This window comes from Acidovorax temperans, from assembly GCF_028596105.1.
Taxonomy (GTDB): domain Bacteria; phylum Pseudomonadota; class Gammaproteobacteria; order Burkholderiales; family Burkholderiaceae_C; genus Acidovorax; species Acidovorax temperans.
Genome location: NZ_CP117193.1, coordinates 2,904,422 through 2,922,168, shown reverse-complemented (window position 1 = coordinate 2,922,168; position 17,747 = coordinate 2,904,422). Strand labels below are relative to the sequence as shown.

Below are 17,747 nucleotides of genomic sequence, written 5' to 3'. Positions count from 1 at the left end.
GCGAGTGAAGGCTCGCCCCCGCGCTACGCCTGCACCACCACGCAGTTGCGGCCCTCGCGCTTGGCCTGGTACAGCGCCATGTCGCCCCGCCGCAGCAGTTCCTGCGCCGTGTCTTCCGCGCCCCGCAGTGTGGACACCCCCGCGCTGATGGTGAGCCCGCCAATCACCGGGTAGCCCAGAGACGCTTGTGAATCCACCAGCTCCTGTGCAATGGTGCGCGCGCCTTCCAGGTCGGTGTCGGGCAAAAGCACCGCAAATTCCTCACCGCCCAGCCGGGTCACCACGTCGGATTGGCGCAGCCGCGTGGCCAGTGTGGCGGCCAGCCGCTGCAGTACCTGGTCGCCCACATCATGACCATGCGTGTCATTGATGCGTTTGAAGTGGTCCACATCCACCGTGATGATCGACAAGGGGCGGCCGCTGCGGCGTGCCAGGGCCAGGTCGTGGTTCATTTGCGCGTCAAAACCGCGGCGATTGAGCAGCCCGGTCAGCGGGTCGCTGCGGGCCTGGCGGTCCAGCTCCTGGTTGGCTTCTTCCAGCTGCTGGGTGCGCTGCCGCACCTGGGTTTCCATCGCCTCGTTGGCAGACAGCAGTTTGTGGATCATGTCGCGCAGCGCGGAGGACAGCCGCTGCACTTCGCGGCTGCTGTGGGCCGCAGGGATGTCGGCCCCACGCTTGCCTGCCTCCAGATCCTTCGCGGCCCGCGCCAGCGCGTCCAGGTCCTCGCTCAGCCGGCGCGCGGCCAACCAGGCCAGGAGCGATGCCACGGCGGCCGCTGCCAAGCCACCCAGCAGGGCTTTGGCCACGGCCTCATCGGCTTGGGCAAAGGCAATGTCCACGGGAATGCGCGCCACGATGTGCCAGCCCAGGTCGCTTTCAGCGTTGCGTGCGGGCAAGTGTGCGTGCGCGGTCAGGTAGGTCTTGCCGTCTTGCCAGCGCAGCACCTTGATTTCACGGGGCTGGTGGGCATCGCTGGGAACTTTGGCAAAGCCGGGGTCGGGCAGCGTCTGGCCCAGCCGCTGCAGCACCGCTTGCTGCCGGCCTGGGGCATGGATGAGCTGACCGCTTCTGTCAAAGATGAATACTTCCAGTTGCTGCTCACGCGCTACGGCAGGTGTCAGGGTCTGGATCATCTCGTTGACCCATTCCCAGTAGCCATGCACCCCCAGCACGCCCACCGTGGTCGATCCGATGCGGATGGGCGCGGCAAAGTCCACGAATCGGTAGGGGTCGCCGCTCTTGGTGGGCGGCAAGAGGCTTTCGAGCAGCTTGGCGGGTTGGACGTCACCCACGTAGGGCGCTTGCAGGCCAGCCCGGAACCAGGGCCGTTCTTCCACGTTCTGGCCCAGCAGCATGTTGCCGGTGGCGGCACGCACCACACCCTGGGCGTCGGCCACGCCAAGCCAGAGGCTGTGGGGTTGCATGGCGTGCTGGCGGGCCAGCACGTGCTTGACTTCGGCGGAGTCCAGCCCCTGGCGCCAGATGACTTCTGCGTCGGCCAGCACCTGCACTTCGCGAATGCGCTCAAACAAGCCATGGGCCAGGAAGGCAGCCGTGTTGTCCGTCACCATCTGCAGGGATGCGTTGGCGTCGCCCTGGATGCGGCGCTTGAGTGCCTCGCCAAATCCGAGCGACAGCAGCACCGCCAGCGTCACCACGAGAGCGCCGAACACCCAGGCAATTTGGGTGCGCAGGCTGCGCCCCGAGATGAGAGCGGGGAGGGTGTTCAATGGCACCGATGAAGTCCTTCAGGGGGCTGGTTGCCCGGGCCGCGCCTTGGCGCCTTCGTGAATGGGGGCGCGGCAAAACGGCCTGCAGGTTGCGTGGTCAGCATGGTCGCACTTTATACAGGCTTCAAGGGCGGCTGCTGTGCAAAACCCGCTATCCGGCACCGGCCAAGGGTGGCAGGCGAGCTCACTGTTGTTTACCAATCAGCGCCTCCGCGCCGGATGGACTGCCGGGAATTGGCCCTAATATCGAGGCCATACCCCGCGTGGTGGCGAGGTGCAGGGAGCAACAGCATGAAATGGGAAGGCAACCGCGAGTCGGACAACGTGGAAGACCGCCGTGGCAGTGGGGGTGGGGGCGGCATGCCCGTATTTGGGGGGCGCAGTATCGGCATCGGCACCATCGTGATCGCGCTTGTGGGCGGCTGGGTGCTGGGCATCAACCCGCTCACAATTCTTGGCCTGCTCAGTGGGGGTGGTATGCCTGCGCAGGTGCAGCAGGCCCCTGCGCAGCGCCCACCGGCAGACGACACCATGGCCCGCTTCGTATCGACCGTGCTGGCGGATACGGAAGATGTCTGGCAAGCGGTTTTCCGCGAGGGCGGGGGGCGTTACCAGGAGCCACGCCTGGTGCTGTTTCGCGGCGCCACACCCACTGCCTGCGGCACAGGGCAGGCAGCCATGGGGCCGTTTTACTGCCCCGCAGACCAGAAGGTGTACATCGACCTGGGCTTTTACGAAACCCTCAAGAGCCGCCTGGGCGCGCCCGGCGACTTTGCCCAGGCCTACGTGATTGCCCATGAGGTGGGCCACCATGTGCAGCACTTGCTTGGCATCACTTCCAAGGTGGACCAGATGCGCGGCCGGGTGAGCCAGAAGGAATACAACGCCATGTCGGTGCGGCTGGAGCTTCAAGCCGATTGCTTTGCCGGCGTGTGGGCCCACCACGCGCAAAACGCACGGCAGATTCTGGAGCAGGGCGATGTCGAAGAGGCCATGAATGCGGCCGCACGCATTGGCGACGACGCCCTGCAGCGCGCCAGTGGCGGCGCCGTGGTGCCCGACAGCTTCACCCATGGCAGCAGCGCGCAGCGCCAGCGCTGGTTCCACACGGGTTTGAAGCAGGGCTCGGTGCAGGCCTGCGACACGTTTTCTGCTCGCAGCCTGTAAAGCCGCGCTCGGCCCAGGGGAAGGCAAGCATGGCACTGCGTTGATTTTTTATGGAATCGTGCTGTAACGCCCATTAAGCAAGCGCTATTAGCTATGTTTTTGATAGCAGTTTGCATCGTCTGTCACCGCAGCTGCACGTATCCAGCCCCGCCCATCTGGAAAAAAATGCGTTCTTGGGCCTGCGGTGCGACAATAGTGGGCTAAATGACAAGTTCCTTTTCCAATTTATCGCTGGCCGAGCCGCTAGCGCGCGCCGTAGCCGAAATGGGCTACGAATCCATGACGCCCATCCAGGCACAGGCCATTCCCGTCGTGTTGACGGGGCAGGACGTGATGGGTGCGGCCCAAACAGGCACCGGCAAGACGGCAGCCTTTTCGCTGCCCCTGCTGCAGCGTCTGCTCAAACACGAAAACAGCTCCACCTCGCCTGCACGTCACCCCGTGCGCGCCTTGGTGCTGCTGCCCACGCGCGAACTGGCCGATCAGGTCGCCCAGCAGATCGCCCTGTACGCCAAGTACACCAAGCTGCGCAGCACCGTGGTGTTTGGCGGCATGGACATGAAGCCACAGACGCTGGAGCTGAAAAAAGGCGTAGAAGTGCTGGTGGCCACCCCCGGCCGCCTGCTCGACCACATCGAAGCCAAGAACGCTGTGCTCAACCAGGTGGAGTACGTGGTGCTCGACGAGGCGGACCGCATGCTGGACATCGGCTTTTTGCCCGATCTGCAGCGCATCCTGTCGTACCTGCCCAAGCAGCGCACCACGCTGCTCTTCAGCGCCACGTTCTCGCCTGAAATCAAACGCCTGGCCAGCAGTTACCTGCAAAACCCCGTCACCATCGAAGTGGCCCGCCCGAACGAGACGGCCTCCACGGTGGAGCAGCGCTTTTACAGCGCAGGCGATGATGACAAGCGCCGCGCCATCCACCAGGTGCTCAAAACCCGTGGCATCAAGCAGGCGTTCATCTTTGTGAACAGCAAGCTCGGCTGTGGCCGCCTGGCCCGCAGCCTGGAGCGCGAAGGCCTCAAGACCGCGGCGCTGCACGGTGACAAGAGCCAGGATGAGCGCCTGAAAGCGCTGGAAGCCTTCAAACGGGGCGAAGTGGATCTGCTGGTGTGTACCGATGTGGCCGCGCGTGGTCTGGACATCAAGGACGTGCCTGCCGTGTTCAACTTCGATGTGCCCTTCAATGCCGAAGACTACGTGCACCGCATTGGCCGCACGGGCCGTGCTGGCGCGTCTGGCTTGGCTGTGACGCTGGTGTCGGGCAGCGATGCCCGCCTGGTGGGCGACATTGAAAAGCTCATCAAGAAGAAGATCGATCTCGAAGCTATCGAATACGACGAAGACCGTCCCAAGGAACGTATCAACGATGGCCGCCGCGCATGGCGCGAAGGTGCGGATTCGAACGACCCGCGCAGCGCAGGCTCTGCCCACCGCCGCGAGGCGCGCGAACCCCGTGAACCGCGTGAGGGCCGCGAACCCCGTGACTACCGCGGCTTCCGCCCTGCCTCGGTGTCGCGTGACCCGTTCTTTGCCAAGCCTTACGAGCCCAGCGTCTCTGACGCAGCACCCGCTTGGGAAGCTGCCGCCAAGGTGCCCGCGCGCAGCGGCATTTCGGCCAACATCAAGCCCAAGCGCAAGGTCGCGGCACTGTTCAAGGCGGTTCCGGCCACCGAGCCCACCAGCCAGTCGTGATGAAGAAGCGCCCCTGTTGAGGGGCGTTTTTTATGGGTTAATCGAACTCCAGCGCTTGCTGGATAAGCGCTTGCAGCTATTGAAAATATAGCAAAAAGCCAGGCGTTTAGTGCGTTCAATGCGCGTGCTGGTCGCCAGTGCTGCGGCGCTGTGGTGCCAGGCTGGTGAGCAGGGGCGCGTCGATGGCGTCAAAACCCAGAATCCGCCCCCCGCGTGCCTGCACAAAGCGCTGGGCAGCGCCGCGGTCTGCAAAGGCAGGCAGGTTGCCCGCCCGCATGGGCCCCAGGGCTGAGGAGCCCGCCACATACACCGCTTGCTGCGCATCCACCCAGGCCCCACTGTCCATGTCGGTGACATAGCGGGCCACGATGGCGCTGGCCGTGCGGCCGCGCGTGTAGTGACCCACGTTGCCCAGGTACATCATCAGGCTCAGGGGGGAGTCGAAAAAGAATGCGTCCCCGTCGGCAAAGATGACCTGCCCCGCCCAGGCGCGTGAGCGAGCCGGGTACATACCGCACACCGGGCAGCGTGCGTCTGCGGGCACATCGCGCGGTGCCGCCAGGGGCTTGCCGGAAGCTGGGTCATACGGCGTGGGGGGCGCCACTACGCACACATCGCCGCCCACGGTGGGTGGCGTTGTAGTCTCTGCCTCCTGCTGTCCCCAGCCTGATTGCCACTGCCACGCGGCCGTCGCTGCAGTGCCCAGCAGCAGCGCAGCGACGGCCATGCGCCGGGTGGGCTGCGGGCCGCGGGCTGCGGGTGGGCAGGATGGCTGCGAGAGCATGGTTACATCCGCGTGTCGTGCAGCGCGCCGCCGCTCAGGTCCACCATGGCGGGCGTGATTTCAGCGAAGCGCAGCACCTTGCCGCCGTATTCGCCTGCAAACTTCTTCGCGTCGGCCTCTTGCGCAAAGCTGCCGATGGTTGGGCCCATCGAGCCATGGCGCTTGCCGCCCACCACATACACTGCTGTCTTGGCGTCAATCCAGTGGCCCTTGGGGGCGTTCCAGTCGGCCTGGCCCATGTCCTGCACGTACACCGCCTGGGCGGCCCGCACTTGTTCGCCTGCCAGCAGGGTGGCAAACAATTCCACCGTGTCGCAGAAGAACGAGGGCTTGTCTTGCCCCGCAAAGCGCACCTGCGCCTTGGGGCCGGGGTAGTCGGCCAGCAGCATGCCGTCGAGCTCGCAACTGGTGGCACCGTCAATTTCCATGGGCTTGAGGGATTGGGCGCTGCTGTTGTCGGCCTGGCTGCAACCGGTCAGCTCAGTAAGGCCCGTGATGGCGCCGATGGAGGCGAGGGCAGCCCAGCCCATCATGTGGCGCCGGGTGGCGCAGCCGCATTGAGGGTGATATGGATGGGTCATGGTTTGAATCTCCAGCTCGCCAGGCCAAGTGGCACCACAATCCAGGCCGCCATCACCGAGCCCATCAGCCATGGCTTGGCCAGGGCAGGGGGCACGATGCTGGTGAGCCCGTACAGGGTGCGCACGTCTTCCAGCGAGAACACGTTGAGGATGCGGAAAACGTCTGCGGGGTTGAGCAGCAGCAGGTAGGCCATGGCCGCACCGCCGTGGCTGCCGCCTGTGGCCACCAGGGCGCCGAGCAGCAACAAATCAAACACCAGCACAAAGAAGAACCAGGTGGCAATCGCCAGACCCGATGCGCGCGTGCGCTCATGGGTCAGGACGGACAGCAGCACGGCCAGGCTCAAGAAGGCCAGACCCAGCAGCACCGAACTGACCATGAAGCCGCCGTAGTGGAACAGGCCCGCCGAGTTGAACTGCCGGTACAGCAGCACAGCCACCAGACCAAAGCCCGCCAGGGTGGACAGCGTGAGTGCCGCCGCCAGCCCCAGGTACTTGCCCAGCAGCAGCTCAATCCGCGTGATGGGCAGGGACAGCAGCAGGTCGAGCGAGCCCCGCTCACGCTCGCCCACGATGGCGTCAAAGCCCAGCAGCAGCGCGATCAGCGGAATGAGGTAGATGACCAGGCTGACCAGGCTGGCGATGGTGAATTCGATGGAGCGAAAGCCCACGGTGCCTTGCTGCGCGCCGCCAAAGTAGGCAATGGCGAGTGAGAACACCGTGAACACCAGCGCCACGGCCAGCACCCAGCGGTTGCGCATGCGGTCGCGGAATTCCTTGCCCGCGATGGTGAGGATCTGTGTGAATTCCATGGCTCAGTTCTCCCGCAGACCGAAGTACACGTCTTCGAGCGAGGGCTCGATGATGTTGACATCCAGCACCTTGGCACCCAGTGGCCCCAGTGCGCCCAGCACGGCCATCTTGGCGCTGCGCGGACAGCTGATGCTGAGCCCGCTGGGGTTGGCGTTGGTGTTTGCGGTGGTGGTGATGCCCGCCAAGGGTGCCAGGGCCAGCACCGCAGCGGGGATGTCGGCTTCGTTCAGCGCCAGCTCAATGGTCAGCGGCATCTGGGCCTGTTCACGCAGTGCTTGCACGCTGCCCAGGGCCTGCAGCTTGCCTGCGGCCAGGATGGCCAGCCGGTCCACACGTTCTTGCAGCTCGGCCAGGATGTGCGAAGTGATGACGATGGTGACTCCAGCAGCCTGCAACTCGCGCAGCGTGGCGTAGAAGTCGCGGATGGCCTGCGGGTCCAGGCCGTTGGTGGGCTCGTCCAGCAGCAGCACCTGCGGGTTGCCGAGCAGCGCCTGCGCAAAGCCCAGGCGCTGGCGCATGCCTTTGGAGTATTCGCGCACTGATCGCTTGCCCGCATGGGCCAGGCCCACGCGGTCCAGCAGCGCCTGGCACTGCGACAGCGGCGCGCCCTTGAGGCGGGCGAAGAAATGCAGGGTTTCCAGCCCGTTCAGGTTGTCGTACAGCACCACGTTTTCAGGCAGGTAGCCCAGGTGGCGGCGCGCAGCGCGAAAGTTGCGGCCCTGCACCGTGGCGCCGCTGACCCGGATGTCGCCCGAGGTAGCGGGCACCAGGCCCAGGATCATCTTGAACAGCGTGCTCTTGCCCGCGCCGTTGTGGCCGATGAGGCCGAAGATCTCACCGCGCTCCACGCGCAGGTCGATGCCGTCCACGGCGTGCAGGGCACCGTAGTGCTTGTGCACGCCTCGCACCTCAATGGCGGCGGTTGCGCTCGGGTCAGTGGGGGGAGGTTTGCGTGTCACGCTGAAAACTCCGTTGGGGTTGATTCGGTTGCATGCGGGGCTTGGGGTCCACCACGGTGGGCACGCGCAGCACAGGGAACTGCTGGCCCACCAGGCGCAGTGCCTGCACCGCAGGGCTGGCCAGCAGCAGCTTGATGGTTGGGTGGCGCCAGGTCAGGCGGTCCACCATGTCGTTGGCTTCGTAGGGCACATCGCCCACGCCGTTGCCATCACGGTCCCAGCCCAGGTAGTTGCTCCAGTAGTTGCCGCTCTCGGTGCCCCAGCGCTCGTCGCGTGCGCCCACGTAACGCACCTGTTCGCGGTTGCCGATGAAGTCATTGCCTTCCACCTTGTTGCGGGTGGAGCCTGCTGAAAGGTGAACGCCCACGGTGTTGCGCAGGATGAGGTTGCCGCGCAGGGTGGCGTATTCCACGTCGTAGATGAAGAAGCCGCGTGCGTTGTCGGCCACCACGTTGTTCTCGATGACCGAGTCTTGCAGCGTGCGCAGCATGATGCCGTGGTCGCTGTTGCCCCAGGCGCGGTTGTTGCGCACCACCTGGTCGCGCACTTCCATCAGCGCGAGGCCCCCCCGGTTCAGGTAGGTGTCGTTGTCTTCCCACAGGTTGTAGTAGGAATTCATGTAGTGCGTGCCGTAGCGGCTGTGGTGCAGCTTGTTGCCACGGAAGATGGCGTGGTGCGAAACGTCCACATACAGCGCATCGCGCACAAAGCTGATGTGGTTGCCTTCGATGCGTGCGCCGGTGGTGTTGTACAGCTGCACGCCATTGCCGCGCTGCGATGAGTTCACGTTGCGCAGGCCGGTGATGGTGTTGTGCTCCACCCGCACATCGTTGGCCTTTTCAATCCACAGGCCGAACAGGTTGTAGGTGAGGTCGTTCTTGCGCACCACGGCGCGGTGCGCGCCAGGGTAAATGTAGATGCCCGCGTTCTGATCCTTGAGGCTGGTGCCTGAGTCGCGCACGATCAGGCCTTCCAGCACCACGTCGGGCGCGGTGACGCGGATGGTGTCGCCCACCTGCCCGCCGCTGAGCGTGGGACGGTTGATGCCCCGCAGCGTCAGCGCCTTGTCGATGCGCAGGTTCACGCGGTAAAAGCCCCGCTCCACCTCCACCGTGTCGCCAGGGGCGGCAGCTTGCACGGCGGCCTGCAGGTCTTGCCCGGCCTGCACGCGCACGGTGGCGGCGCTGGCAGGCTGGCTGAGCAGGCTGGCGGCAAAGGCCAGCAGCGCGATGGCGGCGAGGCTCGGCTTCATCACGCCAACCCTACCAGGGTCTTGATGGCCAGGAACAAGGCGGCGCCGATCAGCAGGTTCTTGAAGCCCACGTAGCTCAGCATGTCCATCACACCGGCCACGCGGTACTGGTCGCGCCACCAGGGGCCGTCTTTCACATAGCGCTTGCCCGACAGGCGGATCAGCACCTCGTACACGCTCCAGCCAAACCACCAGCCAATGATGGCGCCCGACGACAGCGAGCCCATGGCGGCCATGACCCAGGCCACGCTGGCAGCCACGGCCAGCGAGAAGCCTGCCACCTGCAAGGCGCGGCGCGATGCCCAGCCCTCACGGCTCCAGGGCCACAGGTGGTCTACCAGCTCCAGCAGCACCCAGCGCAGGCCGCGTGCACCGGACTTGGGGGCGGGCTGTGCAGGGGGCGTGGGCATGCGTGGATCAGGCCCTTGTGCGGCCTTCGCCGAAATCTGGTCAGCCACCGTGGCGGGGTGGATCGGAATGAAGTAGCCGTTCTTGCCGATAGGCGTGATCTCCAGGCCATCCTTCTCGCGGCGCTTGCGTTCCTTGGCCAGGGGCGGGCAGCCCTTGGTGTCGGTGTAGAGCACCATGCAGTCCAGGCAGTGCAGGCATTCGCGGTGGTCAATGCGGCCATCGGCATCAATGGCCTGTGCACCACAGCCCACGGCGCAGGCCTTGCAGCTGTTGCAGTCCTGCTTGCGCTTGAGGCCAAACCAGCGGAACGTGCTGGGCATCGCAAGCGACGCGCCCAGCGGGCAGATGTATTTGCAATAAGGCCGCTCGATGAAGATCGACACGCCCAAGATGGCAGCCACAAACAGGCTGTAGGGCCAGGCGCGGTTCATCACACCCACCAGGAAGGTGGTCTTGAACGGCTCCACCTCGGCCAGCTTTTCAGCCAGGCCCATGGAGAACATCGACACCACCAGCAGGCCGAAGAACACCGCGTACTTCACCCACTTGAGACGGTCGTGCCACTTCTGCGGCAGCTGGGTCTGGAAGCGCTTGAGGCCGATCATGCGAGCGACCTTGTAGATCGCTTCTTGCAGCGAGCCGAACGGGCACATCCAGCCGCAGAACAGGCCGCGCCCGAACAGGAACACGGTGACGATGATGAAGATCCAGAACAGGAAGATGAACGGATCAGACAGGAACAGCGACCACGTCCACTGGAACAGCAGCGAGTGGAACCAGGTCAGCACCTGCGTGATGGAGGGCTGCGCCATGGCGCCAAAGCCGATCCAGAAAATGGCCAGGGCCCAGAAGGTGTACTTGAAGCCATTGACGGGCCACTTGTTCTTGTGGGTGGACAGGCGGGTGAGCTTTTCGCGGAAGGCGTACACCACTGTGACGGCGATGAGCACCAGCGCGAACAGCGCAATCTCCACCGCACGCGTCTTCCACACGCGCACCCAGGGTGCGTCGGGTTCTTCAATGGTGGGGCGGCCGCCTTGCAGCATGCTGGCGGGCAGCCAGTAAGGCGTATCAAAGCTGGTGAAGCTGCGGGTGCCGGTGGCGCGGTCCACGCGGTTGCCCAGGAAGCTCAGCTTCCAGGGGTAGGCGGCAGAGAACGCGGCCGAGCGGATGATGAAGATGACGGACTCGTTGTAGCTCGGTGCTCCAGCCGCATCCAGGCCATAGAGGTTGAGCGCATCGAGGTCACGGAAGGTGAAGGAATCTGCCCCTTGGCGCACCTGCACCCGGTCGTAAATGCCGCCGCGCACAAAGCCCGAGCCCTTGAAGGATTCCTTGCCGCCCGTGCGGATGATGAAGAAGGCGTGCTCGCCTTCCTTGAGCTGCAGGCGCAGATTGTTCCAGCCGTTGTCGCCCAGCAGGCTCTTGCCCAGGTCGGGGTGGTTCAGGTCGCCAAACCACAGCTCGATGAAAGGCTCGGGGCCCTTGTCCAGCCCCACCTGTTCGGGCTGCACACGCAGGCGTTGCACCACGCCTTGCTGCACCATGTCGGCCCAGGTCAGGCGCTTGCCGGTTTCGGCATAGCGGGCGGGTTCGCGCACCGTGGGCGCGAGGATGCCCACCTGCCGCGCCACGGCCGAGCCCGAAGCCATCATGACCTGGTTCTGCGCGATGACGGTGACGGTGGCGCCCGAGATGGCATCGAGCCCGATCACGTTCTCATCGGGGCGCGACTGGCCCACCTCGATCTTGTCAGCCACCGACTTGCCCAGGTACTGGGCGTTGAAGTTGAGCAGTGCCGATTCAGGAATGCCCAGCAGCAGGATGGGCTCGGAATGCTTGAGCACCTTCACGCCCACAAAGCGGCCTTGCGTGTCCATGCCGATGAGCGTGACCACCGGCTTGCCCGAGTAGGCAGGCGTGTCGGTGATGTCGGTCGAGAGCATGACGTAGCCGAGCAGCTTGCGCGGCTCGCTGGCCTGGTCGTATGCCTCTACGTAGGGCGGCTGGCCCTTGCGTTCGGAAAAATGGGTGGCGCCCGGAAACACATCCTTGCAGGGCACGAGGGCGCACAGGTCGCGCGCGGTGGCCAGTTCCGCCGGCAGCTCTGCCTCGTAAGCACCCGCCGCCGCATGGGCACGCGACAGCAGCAACAAAGGCAACAGCAAGACCAGAACAAGTGCGGAGAACCGCCGACCGAGGGATGTCATGGGACTATCTTTTTGATAGCTGCCAGCGCTTATTTCATAAGCTCTAGAGCAATATTTGGCTTAAAAATCAGTGTGGCCTATGCCACTGACGCTGCCCAAGCGAAGGCAGCCGAGCAAGGGCCTACGCCGGCCGCGCCGCCCCGCAGCGAGGGCTGCGTCCCCCTTCCGCAGCGCGTAGCGCTGCAAGAGAAGGGGGAAGGCGCGCAGCGCCTCAGGGGGATGCTCCGAATCAAGCTTCGACGATCATGCGAGTACGCATCTCCAGGTGCAGCGCATGGCAGAAGTGCGTGCAGTAGCACCAGAACACACCGGGCTTGTCGGCGATGAAGGTCACCGACTTGGTCTCCAGCGGGTTCACGATGAAGTTCACGTTGTAGTTCGGGATCGCAAAGCCGTGCGTCAGGTCTTCGATCTTGTCCAGGTTGGTCAGGATCAGCGTGACCTCGTCACCCTTCTTGAGCTTGAACTCGCGCAGGCTGAATGCGGGGGCCTGCGAAGTCATCTTCACGGTGACCTTTTTGCCATTGCGGAACACGCCGGACTCCTTCGGGTCCTTCACGGCCAGCGGGAACTCGTCGAGCGTGTAGACCTGCTTTGGACGCACCAGATCGCGCTTGAAGATGATGAAGTCATGGGGCTCGCCACGCACGGGGTGGTCGGCCAGCAGCACCATCTTCTCGCCCGAGATGTCGATGAGCTGTTCGTTCTCGGGGTGCAGCGGGCCCGCGGGCAGGAAGCGGTCCTTGGAGAACTTGCAGCCCACAGCCAGGAACTTGCCGTCGGCGGCGATGGTTTCGGACTGCGAGGCATTGACGTGACCGGGCTGGTACTGCACGTCCAGGCGGTCCACCACATACTTGGCGTTCTTGTCGCCGGCGTGGAACTTGATGGCGGCTTCCACGTTCCACTTCACGACCTGGCTGTCCAGGAACAAGGTGGTGTAGGCGTTGCCACGGCCGTCGAAGGCGGTGTGCAGCGGGCCCAGGCCGATTTCGACCTCAGCGACGATGGCGGAGTCGAGCTTTTCCAGCTTGCCGTCGAACCATTCAAGCACCTTGGCCAGTTCGATCACGGTGGCGGTGGGCGAGAGCTTGCCGGCGCAGATGAAATACTTCTGGTCGGGGCTGGCGTTCACGCCGTGCGGGTTCTTGGGCACCGACACATAGGCGGTGAGGGCCGTCTTGGGGTCCTTGTTGGCTTCATGGGTGCCGTCCACCACGGGCACCTTGCTGGTGCCGATGGTCTTGAACTTGCCAGCCTTCACGGCGGCTTCGATGCGAGCAATGTTGAAAAACAGGCAGGCGTCGCGCTCGGCGGACATCATGTCCTCGTACTTCGCGCCCATCTCGGTGTTGTACTGGTTGGTGGCAGCCAGCTTGCCGTCATAGGAGGTGGCGGTCAGATCGCAGTTGCCGTCGATCAGCACTTGCCAGCGCACTTCCATGGTCTCGGCGTCCACGCAGGTGAACATCGAGCGGTACTTGGTGTGATCCTCGGAGCCGGTATTGGGCAGCGGGATGCTGAACTCGGCGCCGCAGAACACGCGCGTGGTGTAGTTGATCGCTGGATCGACCGGGTCGCGCTTGTCCGGGAAAATGCCGTGGAAGCCCTGCACATTGGGCAGCTGGGTGATCTTGTCGCAGACGAAGTAGTCCAGGCGGATACGGGCCAGACGGCTGTTGATCTTGTCGTTGATCCAGGCGTAGCGGCCGTCGTAGTTGCCGTCTTTGTACGAAGCGTGGGTGTGGTGGGTATCGGCCACCGTGTACGTCAGGCTGCCGTCGGGCTTGGTGCCCATCACGGCCTTGGATTCATTGGTGATGCCCCAGCCCACCAGCGCGTCGGGTACGAAGCAGGGGATGCGGGTGATTTCTCGGCCCGATGGCAGACCCAGCACGCGCATGTCGCCCGTGTGGCCACCGCTCCACAGGCCGTAGTAGGTGTCCAGTTCGCCGGGCTTGAGGTGCACGTTGGCTCCAGCACCTGAATGGCTCGATGCGGGGGCGGCAGGCGCTGCAGGCGCTGCAGGCGCGGCCGCTGTGCCGGGCTTCTCGGTGCAGGCTGCAACGCCAGCCGTCAGGCCAACCAGTGCGGCGGTGTTGATGAAACTGCGCCGGCCCAGGCCGCCGGATGCAAGTTGCTGGTCTTTCTTATCGATCATGGTTTACCTCGTTAGGTTGGCTCAGTGAAAAAAGGGGGAGCACGCGCGGGTGGGCGGTGCCTGAGAAGCAGTGGATGCAGCGGCTCCGCACGCCAGATCGCCAAATGCAACGGCGCTGGCATGGCAGAAACAAAGGGGGTGAGGTGCGGCGGCGGAACGTTGGAAGGCAGGCACAGAGGGCAGTCCATGCCCATGGCCTTCGCAGTGGAGATGTCTTTGGTCACCTCGGCGGCCACCCACTTGGCAGGGCCGCCGTTGCCCGAGCACACCAGTTCCATGGTGTGGTGTCGTATGGAAGGAGATGCCCCAGCCACCAGCAAGGCGAGCACGAACGAAGCCAATACCCATAGGCGCAGCGCTCGGTGTTTGCAATGGAAGGACATGGCCGCGATAATAGATTCACATAATATGAATCATATTGATGTACCTCATGCTTTTGCGGTGCGTACCCCTGTCCATCAAGACACTGCCAAATTACATTGGTGGCACGAGATGCGCAGGCCCACCGCCAAGGCGGACAGCGCTGGAGCAACTGCCCGCGTGCAACGCACAAGGACCTGCACCGCATTCAATGTTTATCCAATACGACAGGACGTTTGCTATGAAGAAAATTTCCATGATGTGCACGGCAGCCGCCGTGCTGGCCTTCACGCTTGCAGGCTGTGGTGACAAGCGGCCCGCCGAAGCGCCTGCCGCATCGGCACCAGCACCTGCGGCGGCCCCAGCGGCCCCTGCGGCACCGGCTGCCCCAGAGAACACAGTGGGCAAGAGCGTGTACGGCAAGACCTGCGCGATGTGCCATGCAGCCGGCGTGGCGGGTGCGCCCAAGCCTGGTGACAAAGCCGATTGGGGTCCACGCATTGCCCAAGGCAAAGACACGCTCTACAAGCACGCCATTGAAGGCTTTACCGGAGCCAAAGGCATGATGCCCGCCCGTGGCGGTGGCGCCAGCCTGACCGACGATGAAGTCAAGGCCGCCGTGGATTTCATGGCCGACCAGTCGATCTGACGGAGGCGTTATGCCGCAAGCATCTGCCCCCGCTTCTTCCCACTTGCTGAGCCGCAGGCGTGTGGCGCTCGCCATACCGCTGCTGGGCAGCTCACTGTGGGCTGCCACGGCCAAGGCATCCACTCCCGTGCTGCGTACACAGCGGCCGGTGGTGGGGACGGCCGTGGACATCGTGGTTGAGGGGGCCGATGCCCAGCAGCTGCGCAGCGCCACCGAGCACGCCTTTGCACGCATGCGTGAGCTGGAGGCGTTGCTGAGCAAATACGACCCCCAAAGCCCCGTCAGCCGCGTGAGCGCAGCGGCAGGCAAGCACCCCGTGGCGGTGCCGCCTGCCGTGATGGCGGTGCTGCGCGAGGCGCAACGCATCCATGCCGTGACCGGGGGGGCATTCGACGTCACGGTGGGCGGGTTGAAGGCCTGGCACTTTGGCGAGGGTGTGCAGCAGATGCCGCAGGCAGAGGAAGTCGCGCGGCAATTGAGCCTGGTGGGTGCGCAGGATTTGGTGCTGGATACCAACGCAGGCACCGCGTTTTTGCGGCGTCGCGGCATGGCGCTGGATTTGGGTGGGATTGCCAAGCTGCCCATCCTGGAAGCGGGCATGCGCGTGCTGCAGGAGCATGGCATTGACAACGCCATGGTCAATGGCGGCGGCGATGTGCTGGTGCGCGGGCAAATGCAAGGCCGCGCCTGGCGCGTGGGTCTGCGCGATCCGCGCACGCCTTCCCAACTCTTGGGTGCTGTATCGCTGCAGGGCAGCGCCGTGGTGGCCTCTTCGGGCGACTATGAGCGCTACTTCCTGCACCAAGGGCAGCGGCAGCACCATGTGCTCAACCCGCGCACGGGCTGGCCCACCACGGGCGTGCACGGCGTGAGCCTGATCGCATCTTCGGTGGCTGAGGTCAATGGCTTGGGCGCCTCCATCATGGTGATGGGCGCTGATGCCGGCAAGGCCTTGGCGCACCGCCAAGGTGGCCTGGCGGTGCTGATTGCGCAGAGCAATGGGCAGGTGTGGAAGTCGCCCGCCATGGCGCGCCAGCTCGGCTCTGCCTGATTCGATTCAGGCACGTGCCCTTGCCGCAGATTTTTGCGAGGGCACGGTCTTACCGTGCGATGGTCAGTTGCCCGGCACCTGGGCCTGTTCGCAATGCACTTGAATCAACTCCCGTTCTGCCAGCGTGTTTCCAAAACGCACTGCGCTGAGGCAGCCGCCCCACACGCAACCGGTGTCCAGCCCCAGCACATGGGGGCGGTTCAAGAACCCCAGCGTAGACCAGTGCCCAAAGGCCATCGTGGTGTCTGCCGTGCGTCTGCCCGGCACATCAAACCATGGCACCAGGCCCGCAGGTGCCTGCGCGGCACTTTCGGTGCTTTCAAAATCCATCACGCCGTCCACCGAGCAAAACCGCAGGCGCGTCATGGCGTTCACGATGGCGCGCAGCCGCTCGGTTCCCTGCAGTGCTGCATCCCACCGGTCGGGTGTGTTTCCGTACATCTGGTGCAGAAAGTCGTGCAGCTGGGCTCCTCGCAGCACCGCTTGCACTTCGCCTGACAAGGCCACCACGTCCTCCAGTGTCCAGCTTGGCAACACCCCCGCATGCACCATGAGCAAGGTTTCGCCAGCCAGGGTGTGCGTTCGCGCCAGCCTTTGCTGGCGCAGCCAATCGAGCAGGGCAGGGTGGTCGGGCGCTTCCAGAACGTGGGCCAGGGTGTCGCGTTTGGAGGGCTTGCGCGCACCGTGCGCTGCCGCCAGTAAATGCAGGTCGTGGTTACCTAGCAAGGCTTGAATGGCACCATCATTTCGCATGCACCGGCGCAATACGTCTGCGGAGGTGGGCCCCCGGTTGACCAAATCACCCAGCAGATAAATCGTGTCGCGGCTGGGAGAAAAACCAATCGTGTCCAAAAGTCGGTGCAATGCGTTGTCGCAGCCTTGGATGTCGCCTATGCAATAAATGGCCATGGGGTGAAGATGAGGGTCTGGGAGAATGAGGAAACTGATTTTCCTCGAGCCGAATCGCCTGAGGATACGCTGCACTGGAGCAGAGTAACTGGGGCCGATGGTGGGAAGAGGGCTGGCCTGGTTGACCATGCCAGGTGGGGATATGCTGTTATGCCACAAACGATCTGCAAAATCTGGGCTGTCCATTCTCAAGCGATCAGTGGCTTGCCGATGTTCTCCATGCCTTGTGGTGATGCGGCTGTATATCTTGCTCTCGGGCAAGGTGCAGGGAACTGAATCGAAATAACCAAGTCCAGCGTAAAGAATGTTATTTGTCCATATAATGGCTATTCCGCTCTACTTACTTTTGATTACACACCATGACCACCTACAAAGAACTATTGAAGCAACGCGAGGCTCTGGAGCAGCAAATCAGTGAAGCCCGCCGGCGCGAACTGAGTGATGCCATCAGCCAAGTGCGCTCTTTGGTGGCTGAATTTGGTCTGACTTCTCAAGATGTATTCCCCACTGGCCGTGCCCGCAGCGCCAGCGCTGGCACCAAGGTGGCGCCCAAGTACCGCAACCCCGCGACAGGCGAAACCTGGACGGGCCGTGGCAAGGCGCCCAAGTGGATTCAAAACCAAGACCGCGAGCAGTTCGCGATTTGAGTGGATTCCATGCATTAAAAAAAGCCCGCTTTTGCGGGCTTTTTTTATGGGCGCTGGTATTTTGTTCGTAATGCGAAAGATATTGAGCCGTTGGAGACAGGGCTTTCATTTCGTCACCTGTACGGCCCCGCATTAATGGATTCAACGTTCGGCAGTTCCACCCACCAGAGCGCTCTGACTGCCTGAGACACCGCTGGATAACCATTTTGCAAACTGGGGTGCTTGTTTCAGATTCTTGTGACATCTTTATGCGGGTGCATGGGTTATCTGACCCGCGTGGCTGTGTCACAGGCAGTAGCGTTCGAACAACCACGAACTCTGCCGCCACCTGAACTCTGCGGGGCTCATGCTTCCCCCCCTTTTAA

General features: G+C 63.8%; 15 protein-coding genes. 5 read left to right on the top strand and 10 right to left on the bottom strand.

The features are described from left to right. Positions 1 to 23: 23 nt before the first annotated feature. Positions 24 to 1,736 (bottom strand): sensor domain-containing diguanylate cyclase, encoded by a 1,713-nt coding sequence (locus PQV96_RS13730; protein ID WP_273623203.1) that lies wholly within the window; start codon positions 1,734 to 1,736, stop codon positions 24 to 26. 285 nt (positions 1,737 to 2,021) lie between these two features. Here PQV96_RS13730 and ypfJ point away from each other — a divergent pair, with 285 nt between their 5' ends. Continuing rightward, a complete protein-coding gene (gene ypfJ, locus PQV96_RS13725; RefSeq protein ID WP_044396911.1) occupies positions 2,022 to 2,897 on the top strand; it encodes a KPN_02809 family neutral zinc metallopeptidase in 876 nt (291 codons plus the stop codon). A 204-nt stretch (positions 2,898 to 3,101) separates the two neighbouring features. Next, entirely contained in the window at positions 3,102 to 4,595 is a 1,494-nt protein-coding gene (locus PQV96_RS13720; protein WP_207374989.1) for a DEAD/DEAH box helicase, read from the top strand. A gap of 115 nt (positions 4,596 to 4,710) precedes the next feature. Here the strand turns inward: PQV96_RS13720 and PQV96_RS13715 are convergent, their stop codons facing one another. The 8 genes from PQV96_RS13715 to PQV96_RS22395 all read right to left on the bottom strand — a co-directional run bounded on the left by PQV96_RS13715 (position 4,711) and on the right by PQV96_RS22395 (position 14,149). Then, positions 4,711 to 5,379 carry a nitrous oxide reductase accessory protein NosL gene (locus tag PQV96_RS13715; RefSeq protein ID WP_242638287.1) on the bottom strand — a complete coding sequence of 223 codons (669 nt, stop codon included), beginning with the start codon at positions 5,377 to 5,379 and terminating at the stop codon, positions 4,711 to 4,713. 2 nt (positions 5,380 to 5,381) lie between these two features. Further along, the gene (locus PQV96_RS13710) at positions 5,382 to 5,960 is read right to left on the bottom strand and encodes a nitrous oxide reductase accessory protein NosL (RefSeq protein ID WP_273623202.1); all 579 of its coding nucleotides are present in this window, start codon (positions 5,958 to 5,960) and stop codon (positions 5,382 to 5,384) included. After that, positions 5,957 to 6,772 (bottom strand): ABC transporter permease, encoded by an 816-nt coding sequence (locus PQV96_RS13705; RefSeq protein WP_273623201.1) that lies wholly within the window; start codon positions 6,770 to 6,772, stop codon positions 5,957 to 5,959. The genes PQV96_RS13710 and PQV96_RS13705 overlap by 4 nt, the downstream gene beginning before the upstream one ends. A gap of 3 nt (positions 6,773 to 6,775) precedes the next feature. Next, the gene (locus PQV96_RS13700; RefSeq protein ID WP_273623200.1) at positions 6,776 to 7,732 is read right to left on the bottom strand and encodes an ABC transporter ATP-binding protein; all 957 of its coding nucleotides are present in this window, start codon (positions 7,730 to 7,732) and stop codon (positions 6,776 to 6,778) included. Then, positions 7,707 to 8,984, bottom strand: coding sequence for a nitrous oxide reductase family maturation protein NosD (locus PQV96_RS13695; protein ID WP_273623199.1), 1,278 nt, complete (start codon positions 8,982 to 8,984; stop codon positions 7,707 to 7,709). The genes PQV96_RS13700 and PQV96_RS13695 overlap by 26 nt, the downstream gene beginning before the upstream one ends. Next, on the bottom strand, positions 8,984 to 11,605 hold the full coding sequence (locus tag PQV96_RS13690) for a NosR/NirI family protein (protein ID WP_273623198.1): 2,622 nt from the start codon (positions 11,603 to 11,605) through the stop codon (positions 8,984 to 8,986). The genes PQV96_RS13695 and PQV96_RS13690 overlap by 1 nt, the downstream gene beginning before the upstream one ends. A 229-nt stretch (positions 11,606 to 11,834) precedes the next feature. Continuing rightward, positions 11,835 to 13,766: a TAT-dependent nitrous-oxide reductase gene (nosZ, locus tag PQV96_RS13685; protein ID WP_273623197.1), complete on the bottom strand. Its 1,932-nt coding sequence runs from the start codon at positions 13,764 to 13,766 to the stop codon at positions 11,835 to 11,837. 11 nt (positions 13,767 to 13,777) lie between these two features. After that, positions 13,778 to 14,149 (bottom strand): DUF2946 family protein, encoded by a 372-nt coding sequence (locus PQV96_RS22395; protein WP_353888087.1) that lies wholly within the window; start codon positions 14,147 to 14,149, stop codon positions 13,778 to 13,780. Positions 14,150 to 14,367: 218 nt separating this feature from the next. Between PQV96_RS22395 and PQV96_RS13680 the strand changes: the two genes are divergently transcribed. Both PQV96_RS13680 and PQV96_RS13675 read left to right on the top strand, forming a co-directional pair. Further along, positions 14,368 to 14,775, top strand: coding sequence for a c-type cytochrome (locus PQV96_RS13680; protein ID WP_066698730.1), 408 nt, complete (start codon positions 14,368 to 14,370; stop codon positions 14,773 to 14,775). A 10-nt stretch (positions 14,776 to 14,785) separates the two neighbouring features. After that, a complete protein-coding gene (locus PQV96_RS13675; RefSeq protein WP_207374982.1) occupies positions 14,786 to 15,826 on the top strand; it encodes an FAD:protein FMN transferase in 1,041 nt (346 codons plus the stop codon). Positions 15,827 to 15,889: 63 nt separating this feature from the next. Here PQV96_RS13675 and PQV96_RS13670 read toward each other — a convergent pair whose 3' ends face one another. Further along, positions 15,890 to 16,735, bottom strand: coding sequence for a symmetrical bis(5'-nucleosyl)-tetraphosphatase (locus tag PQV96_RS13670; RefSeq protein ID WP_207374981.1), 846 nt, complete (start codon positions 16,733 to 16,735; stop codon positions 15,890 to 15,892). Positions 16,736 to 17,094: 359 nt separating this feature from the next. Here PQV96_RS13670 and PQV96_RS13665 point away from each other — a divergent pair, with 359 nt between their 5' ends. Next, the gene (locus PQV96_RS13665) at positions 17,095 to 17,382 is read left to right on the top strand and encodes an H-NS histone family protein (RefSeq protein ID WP_044396922.1); all 288 of its coding nucleotides are present in this window, start codon (positions 17,095 to 17,097) and stop codon (positions 17,380 to 17,382) included. Positions 17,383 to 17,747: the final 365 nt, after the last annotated feature.